Source organism: Halodesulfovibrio sp. (genome assembly GCF_025210605.1).
In the GTDB taxonomy this organism is placed as follows: domain Bacteria; phylum Desulfobacterota; class Desulfovibrionia; order Desulfovibrionales; family Desulfovibrionaceae; genus Halodesulfovibrio.
In genome coordinates this window covers 1-7,948 of record NZ_JAOARI010000025.1, presented here as the reverse complement: position 1 = coordinate 7,948, position 7,948 = coordinate 1, and the positions used below count along the sequence as shown (strand labels likewise).

Sequence of the window (7,948 nt, the reverse complement as noted above, 5' to 3'; positions counted from 1 at the left end):
CAGCAGCTACATACAACAGAATTTACAGCAAGCATGGCGTTGCTCAAAAGGCAATTGCTGCTCTTGCTAGAAAACTTGCTGTGCTTCTATGGCGACGGTCATTAACGGCACATACAGCATGACAGGATCACGACGGGCTTTGGGTTGCTTAGCAACGACATAAAAATGGTGATCCGTTAAAGAAAGATGTACCGAATCGGTACTTGGTGCCTAGTGGCACGAATAAGAAAAGGAATACTCTTCAAAGAGACCATAAGCAGTTTGCTAACGCAAACCGCTCAAGAATAGTTTTGGCATTTTACTTGACGTGAGGCCACATAAGAAAAAGCCCGTTCATCATGTAATGAACGGGCTTCGTAATCCTTTGATTCAATATAAGCTAAATGTGCTCTAAGCATATTTTCAAGTTTTGCTCACATGCCTTTACCATCTCAGAGTCGTACTGCCCGATACGTCGATAACAAGCGATTGCTTCTTCAAGTGTTACTTTAGCTTCTAAAAATTGCTTTGAAAGCATCAGAGCTAATCCTTTATTCATAATGGAAAACGCCGTCTGTTCATGGTCGCCGAAAATATTTCTTTTTATGTCTATTGCCTGCTGATGAAGCTCTATAGCTTCTTCTGCTCTACCTTGCTCTTCACGCAATCGTCCAAGGTTATTGTAACACTCGGCAACCTCTGCATCCCGCCCTGCTTCTTTACTCCAAATGGCTAAGGCGTCTTGAAGGATCAACGCGGCGCTATCTAACTCTTTCTTGGTATACAAAATGGATGACATATTAAGAAAAGCATGGGCTCTATCATCATTAGTCACGCCTTCTGCTGTCTGCAAAAAATCTAAGCCTTCACGAGCAATCTTTTCTGAATAATCAAGCTCCCCAGCATACAATAAAATCCGACTTGCATTTTGCGTTAACTTTGCTCTTAATAACAAATCGTTCGGCGCTACTTCTTCCTGCAAACCAATGCAAATCATTGCAGCTTCCAATGCTTCTTCCACCATACCCGACTCTGCAAACTGAATCGCACGCTGTTGTAACTGGGTGATTTGCTGCAAGCTTTTATTTACTGTGGAACCTGTATCATTCATACTATTCTCCCGAAGATGACAACTACGAATCACGCCGTGTTCTACCGCCTCTCCCTACGGAAAGGCAAATAACGAAGTAGCGGAGCACATCAAATAAAGTAACTTGCTTGTTCTGTAAGAAATATCATCATATGTCTACATAATTCACATGGAATAAAAATGGAGGCACAACAGCAATTGTCACGCCTCCGCATCACAGTATACTGAAATAATCTGCTACCCTTCATTTCTCATGAGACACGGCACAAGTCTAAAAATCGGGAAATACACATCATCGACAGGAATCTTCATTTGTTTTGCTAGTTCTTGCTTACGTTCAAGAATAGTCTCTTTATTCTTAGCCTGTTCTAACATCCACGTACGAATATGGAACATATCTTTTTCAGTCGGCATAGTCTCTGCGATGTACGCAACCCATTTAGATGCAGGCTTTCCGTCCCACCCTATTTTGTATGGTGCATATGTCATATCCAGAACCTGTGGGAAAAACTCGGCATATTCTTCTGAAGGATACAATTTAACCACGATAACCTGCACGTCATTTTTTGAATGCAGCTCAACTGCAGCAGCTTTAGCACTATCAATTAAATCGTCCTTAGATAGCAAATACGCTTCTGGAATTACGATGTTTGCGCGTAAGCGGCAAATTTTAGTTTTTTCAACCTGATCCTTCTTAACTCCGACACACGTATAGTCTTTCACCTCTGCCATGCTGCCCTGAACAAGAAGTAAGACAATTACTCCAGATAACGCTACGGAAAGTAAGTGACGCATGGAAACCTCGTTTTTTAAAGTGCGCATTGCTCCCCCAAATAAAAATTACATCCGCCCGTTCTTGTCAAAATTCAAAAAGATACCCTGTTCCAATCTCTCGCAATAGGAAAGTGTTTTTGTAGCACAACCGCAGGAGACAATTCAACTTTTTGTATATATTCTAACTATAATCCATCTACACGCCGCGATATAACACCAAAGTACACACTCTTAACAATCGTCACCCACACTCTCCCCCACCATTGGCAGCCAATCAAAAAACACAGTCCCAACACTTCTGCTGGACAAATTTGTTATTTTCGATACAAATAACTTCCACATTTTTGGCAGACCAGAAGAAAACTTAGTTCACCTAAAAAAACTTCATCTACTGGATTGCATAATGCAAATGCTCTTTTACCTCGCTGCAATCTTGTATAAATAAAATACCTGTGCAATGACTAAACAAACGCAAGTGTTTACTGCTTGCGTTAACCATCTTCAGATAATTACTTTGCTGCCTTCCACTTTTTTTGCTGATGTTAAAAAAGGTGGAATACACACAGCACATTACACCTATTTCTATTACGAGTGAGTAAATCATGAATGCTATGAAAAAATTATGTACTGAAAAAAAAGGACATAAAACAGTCCTGCAAGGAAACATTGCCTTTGCAGCCGGTTGCGTTCGCAACGGCATCCATGCTGTAGACGGCTACCCTGGCACTCCAAGTTCTGAGGTTATCGACAAAGGGCTGTCACAGGTTCAGGACATGATTACGGTAGGCTGGTCTGTCAGTGAGGCAGTTGCTCTTGCTGTAGGTCATGGGCACACACTTGCTGGTCGCGACTGTGTTGTAACCATGAAAATTCCAGGATTATTTCAGGCAGGTGACGTTTTCACCAGCCTTGCAACATTCTCCGTTCCTCGTGGTGGTCTTGTTCTATACGTTGCAACAGATTTCACTCCTAGCTCAACACAGCACGTTATTGACCCTCACCTGTTATACAAAAGCAGCTTTGTTCCAGTATTTGAACCTCGCAATCATCAAGAATTGTATGAATCTTCTGAAATCGCAGCAGATTTGGCTCGTAAATTCAACACAGCTGTAATCGTACAGCCAAGTGGCGTACTGTGCCACAGTGAAGGTTTGGTAACCCTTGGTGAAACTGCAACTCGTGACATCGCAGATGTTGCGCCAATGAAGCAGCTTAACGCCCTACCAAACCTTGCTCGCATGAACTATGACCGTGTTATGGATGAGCGCATGCCTGCACTCACCAAGTACATCGAAGAAAGCCCGCTTAACCGTCACCTGAAAGGTAATGGAAAACGCGGTGTGATTGCATACGGCGTCAACGCCCTGTACATGGAAGAATACAAAGATCTTTATGATAACGATATTGATGTGTTGTCTCTCGGATTTACTAACCCGCTTCCAATTCAAAAAATTAAAGACTTCTGCGCATCCATCGAAGGCGATGTTTATGTTTTAGATGACGGATACCGTTACCTCCAAGACGAATGTGCTGCGGCAGGACTTACTGTTATCGGCAAACCGGATTTCAGCAAAGTTACTGAATGGACACCTGCGAGCATTGCTGCGCTGCTTGGTGAAGATATTGCGACTAAGCAAGTTTCTGCACAGCCAGTTCCACGCCCTCCAATGATCTGTGCAGGCTGCCCTTACCGCCTGTTTGCTCAAGTTGCATCACGCATGAAAAAGAGCGGTCAACTTGAAGCTATCTTTGGTGATATCGGATGTAACACACTGCTTTACTTTATGAACGCCTTAGACACAGGTCTTGCTATGGGTGCAAGTGAAGCAAAACGCACTGGCTATGTTCTTTCTAAGCCGGAATCTGCCAACAAATGTATCAGCCTCATCGGTGACGGTACTGAATGTCATAGCGGCATGGATGCAACGCGTAACGCAGTATTCAGACATGTTGCTGGTGTAAAAGTTGTCCTCGACAACGAATGGACAGCCATGACTGGTGGTCAGCCAAGCCCAAGTTCTCCTGTAAACCTTGCAGGTGATGAAAACCGCTTTGTAATGACTGACGCTCTCCGTGCGCAAGGAACCGACGTTGTAGAAGTAGACGCCTACAACTATAAGGATATCAGAAAAAGTTTACGCAAAGCGCTTGCTGATGCTGAAAACGGCAAATTTACTACCCTTGTTGTACAGGGAACATGTATCCGAAAAGTTCCTAAATCTGCTTTTGGTCAAAAACTGACAGTCGATCATGAAAAATGTATCAGCTGCGGTGCATGTAATATCTGTTCCGGCATAAGCCTTGATGAAAATGGTCAGCCAGTATGGAACAATATTTGTTCCGGCTGTGTGTCACAAACACCTGCATGCATGCAGATGTGTCCAAAAGGCGCAATCAGCGTGATTGATCCAAAAGATGTGACTATTGAAAAATCTTCTGTGAAGCTCCCAGAGCCGCCTCAGGAAATTGCAGTGCCTGAGATCTCTGACGCAGATCGTCCAGAACGCTTATCACTTTCTATTCGCGGCGTTGGCGGACAGGGTAACCTTTTCTTCGGAAAAGTTCTTGCTCAATTAGCTTTTGCAGCGGGGTATGGTGACAAAAACATTATCAAGGGTGAAACGCACGGTATGGCTCAAATGGGCGGTCCTGTTATCTCCACATTTGCATGTGGTAACGTGCGCAGCCCACAAATCATTCCAGGCACTGCCGACTCGCTTATCGTCATGGAAAAAAGTGAATTGTTACGTCCAGGATTCCTTGGAATGCTCAAAGAAGGTGGAACAATACTGTTTGCCGATACTGCCATTGTTCCACAAGGTTTTGATCCACAGCAGTACCCTAGCGATGAAGCAATTGCTGAACTGCTCGAAGGATACAATGTCATCAAACTGGATATTCTTAGCGAAGCCATCAAGCTTGGTGACACCACAGGTAGAAGCGCAAACGTGGTTATGCTCGGCGCATTAAGTACCGTGGCACCATTTAATACCTTGCCAGAAGAATGCTGGCTCAGCGCTCTTAAAAACGTTACACCTGCAAAAATGTGGGCAGGAAACTACGCAGCCTTCATGGCAGGAAAAAATCTTATCTAAAAAAACAAGCTGCACGCTGTTTGTAAACTGAGTGAAACTCCCCGTTATCATCGTGACAACGGGGAGTTTTTGTATTCATTGGATTCATACCACTATTCGACCAGCATTACCCGTCACCTTCTTTATATAGATACCCCCCCACCGCTTCCAATACATTTTTTGAATGTCTTCAGCACGTTTCATTCACGAAGTAAAAACAGACAGTATGCACAATACCTTTGTAAAAAATCTTAACATGAACTGAATAATAGTAAAAAGCTAGTTTGCTCCTGTTTATTCCATAAACTTGTGGAAAATGTGGCAGGAACCTACCCAAAACAGCCAGCTGCGACCACTCCTCAAAAACGCTGACGCATTAAGAAGTCTCTACTCGTGCACTGAAAGGTAAAATTTTACTTTGATACCAAAAGCATACCAACTAACCCCCGCCATTTTAGGATGATAAAAGTATGGTTTACAGCCAACATACGATGAAAGTTTAGCCAAACATAAAAGTCGGTTACGTCCTTTCATTCACGAAATACTCTGTACAGACTCTTTTATGGTAATAACGGTAGTTAAGTATCTTTTATAAACCTTCTCTATAAGGATTCTTCTTGCCCTATGTGATTATGTTAACTTGTAAATAAAAACATAATTTGCTGTTCACTTTAATATTCATCCAACACGCCCTTTCGAATTATCCATTGCTCCGTCGCCCACTTTATTTTAAATTCGTAGTAATAAGGCTTCTTTTTATTTCAATAAATAAAAACTGCGACGAAGCAGAACTCAGCCAAATTAATGCCTTATGCATTACAACGCCTGTTAACGGAGAAAGTGTATGTATTATGAGATTACGCAAGATGGCGCAGGATTTTTGCCCTCTGAATCGGCACGAATGGACGTTGACGGTCTATATATTCGAACTCTCTCTATTGCCTACGTTCTTGCTGGTGCCTCAGGAGTTCTACTTATAAATGGTTCCGCTGCACTCTCCCCTTTTAGCATCATAAAGCAAGTTCCTCTGGTAGGAACGCCACACATGTTAAAGATACTTCAACGGCATGAAGAAGAAACCGCAGCTGCGACAGCAGTCAAAAAACTCTTTACTAGAGAGTTTCCCACATTAAAAATTACGCATGAAAGCACGGCAGCAGATACCTTGCTCTTGTATACTGATGGCAACTTTTGCACTGATCTTGCTCAAATTGCGCAAGCTGAGTTTTCCATCATTACCCCGCCAGAACGAGAAAAAAGGCTTGCCATAAACACTCTTAACAACTTGTTTCCTCCTCTCAAATTTTTGGACGTGCACGTTGATATGCAATTCAATGGGGAAGCTTACTTACAGATGCCAACGCTCCAGCTTTCTCAGCGCGAAATGAAAACCTTAGCAAACTCTCAGTCTACCCCTTTCCCCTTTAAGACGGCCTTAAAACAAGGGCTATGCATGGGACTATTTAACATCACCCCTAGGTTTACGAACCTTACCAAGAAGCCAGCTAATAACAGTGCGCGGCTTAAAGAGTTGCCAGACACAAAATAACTGCACTGATCCCTTAGTCTTCTATAATTTTATGAAATACGCTTAAGCACAGAGGATACCATGGGTATATTGGTAAAATTATGGCGCGGAGAACTACCGCTATATGTAACATTCTGGCTTTTTGGCATGATCTTCGGCACAGTGATTAGCATTTGCGTAACAAACTATGCACTGCAATCTGAAGAGACAGCAAATCCAGTGCGCATAGGCTGGCTCATTATTGTCTTACTCTATACAGGGGTTATGTGCGTCGCACTGTGGCGCAGTGCTGATAAATACGAAGGTGCTCCAGTATGGTCGATAGGAGCCCGATTCTACTCTGCTGTATTGTTTATGTCTTTTGTGAGTTTTGCTGTGGACCTTGCAAACATCATTTTTTAGATAACATCCTTGTATCTTTTAACTATCACTGCCAAAAACCAACAAACTCACGCCTGTTCAATCAATTATTTGCAAAATAACAACTTTTTTTCTTGCCAAAGCTGCCACATATCCGTAGAACTCGTCTCCGTTGTTGAGAAATACTTTTCACTCGCAACAAATAGAACAGGTGGGGTTCCCGAGTGGCCAAAGGGAACAGACTGTAAATCTGTCGGCGTACGCCTTCGGAGGTTCAAATCCTCCCCCCACCACCACGTTAATTAAGCCAGTCGCAAGACTGGCTTTTTTTGTATCCAATTTTTATGTCTTTCAATACTTGCAACTCTCTTTCCTTGACACTTCATGCAACTCTATGCTTAATGCGCACAGGTGCTTGAAACACACCTAACACACAACGGCTTATTGCTCCCGTAAGTAGCGGTTTGCATTTTCTCCTACCTCTAATGGCGAAGTGCATTTAAAATTTATTTGCCTCTATTTTATCGGGAGTCTGTAAGCCATAAAAAACCTTCGGGGAAAGCTTACAGGGCGCATTGTGTGGCGTTGTTTCAAGCTCCCGATATTTTTTATGGTCTTGAAACAACCATCAGCACACAAGGAGGCACCATGCCTACCACCACTCCAAGTACTGATCTCGCCGAGCATCTCTGCAATGTCCTGCATCCAATTCAAGCATATGCAACAATCCTACGACAAAGTAATATCGAGCAAATGCTATTCGTCGGGCAAGTGTTAGATTCAGTATGTCTTCAGGCAAAGGCAGACCTCCAAATTCTAACGGAGTCACTCTGCACCGTCGTGACCATTCATCACAACCAGTAACAACCACACCCTGTGCGAGAACAACTTCTACCACCAAATCAATTAAAGTCCCCGTCCCATCGACGCTCTATTTAATTAAATTTCATTTTTTTCATTTTTTGCTTGCCAAAAAGTCTAAGGATATATAAACACTGTCTCCGTTGCTGGCGTAGCTCAATTGGTAGAGCAGCTGATTTGTAATCAGCAGGTTGCGGGTTCAAGTCCCATCGCCAGCTCCAGTACAGGTGGGGTTCCCGAGTGGCCAAAGGGAACAGACTGTAAATCTGTCGGCGTACGCCT

6 protein-coding genes and 2 tRNA genes are annotated in these 7,948 nt (G+C 43.1%); 6 read left to right on the top strand and 2 right to left on the bottom strand.

Annotation, left to right across the window (positions count from 1 at the left end; genetic code table 11):
- Positions 1–379 precede the first annotated feature (379 nt).
- Together N4A56_RS09910 and N4A56_RS09905 are read right to left on the bottom strand one after the other, a co-directional pair.
- Positions 380–1,090, bottom strand: a complete 711-nt coding sequence (locus tag N4A56_RS09910) for a tetratricopeptide repeat protein (RefSeq protein ID WP_295546955.1) — start codon at positions 1,088–1,090, stop codon at positions 380–382.
- Between the two features lie 216 nt (positions 1,091–1,306).
- Positions 1,307–1,891, bottom strand: coding sequence for a hypothetical protein (locus N4A56_RS09905; RefSeq protein WP_293671649.1), 585 nt, complete (start codon positions 1,889–1,891; stop codon positions 1,307–1,309).
- 554 nt (positions 1,892–2,445) lie between these two features.
- On the opposite strand from N4A56_RS09905, the gene N4A56_RS09900 reads away from it, so the two are divergent.
- The 6 genes from N4A56_RS09900 to N4A56_RS09875 all read left to right on the top strand — a co-directional run bounded on the left by N4A56_RS09900 (position 2,446) and on the right by N4A56_RS09875 (position 7,887).
- Positions 2,446–4,938 (top strand): 2-oxoacid:acceptor oxidoreductase family protein, encoded by a 2,493-nt coding sequence (locus N4A56_RS09900; protein ID WP_295546952.1) that lies wholly within the window; start codon positions 2,446–2,448, stop codon positions 4,936–4,938.
- An 823-nt stretch (positions 4,939–5,761) separates the two neighbouring features.
- Entirely contained in the window at positions 5,762–6,466 is a 705-nt protein-coding gene (locus N4A56_RS09895) for a hypothetical protein (protein WP_295546949.1), read from the top strand.
- Positions 6,467–6,526: 60 nt separating this feature from the next.
- The gene (locus N4A56_RS09890) at positions 6,527–6,847 is read left to right on the top strand and encodes a hypothetical protein (protein ID WP_295546946.1); all 321 of its coding nucleotides are present in this window, start codon (positions 6,527–6,529) and stop codon (positions 6,845–6,847) included.
- 168 nt (positions 6,848–7,015) lie between these two features.
- Positions 7,016–7,101, top strand: a tRNA-Tyr gene (locus N4A56_RS09885).
- A 352-nt stretch (positions 7,102–7,453) separates the two neighbouring features.
- Positions 7,454–7,669, top strand: coding sequence for a hypothetical protein (locus N4A56_RS09880; RefSeq protein ID WP_295546942.1), 216 nt, complete (start codon positions 7,454–7,456; stop codon positions 7,667–7,669).
- A gap of 142 nt (positions 7,670–7,811) precedes the next feature.
- Positions 7,812–7,887, top strand: a tRNA-Thr gene (locus tag N4A56_RS09875).
- Positions 7,888–7,948: the final 61 nt, after the last annotated feature.

Coding starts and splice junctions, on each gene's coding strand:
- N4A56_RS09910 (WP_295546955.1), bottom strand. CDS start 1,090: ATGAATGATACAGGTTCCACAGTAAATAAAAGCTTGCAGCAAATCACC.
- N4A56_RS09890 (WP_295546946.1), top strand. CDS start 6,527: ATGGGTATATTGGTAAAATTATGGCGCGGAGAACTACCGCTATATGTA.
- N4A56_RS09905 (WP_293671649.1), bottom strand. CDS start 1,891: ATGCGCACTTTAAAAAACGAGGTTTCCATGCGTCACTTACTTTCCGTA.
- N4A56_RS09880 (WP_295546942.1), top strand. CDS start 7,454: ATGCCTACCACCACTCCAAGTACTGATCTCGCCGAGCATCTCTGCAAT.
- N4A56_RS09895 (WP_295546949.1), top strand. CDS start 5,762: ATGTATTATGAGATTACGCAAGATGGCGCAGGATTTTTGCCCTCTGAA.
- N4A56_RS09900 (WP_295546952.1), top strand. CDS start 2,446: ATGAATGCTATGAAAAAATTATGTACTGAAAAAAAAGGACATAAAACA.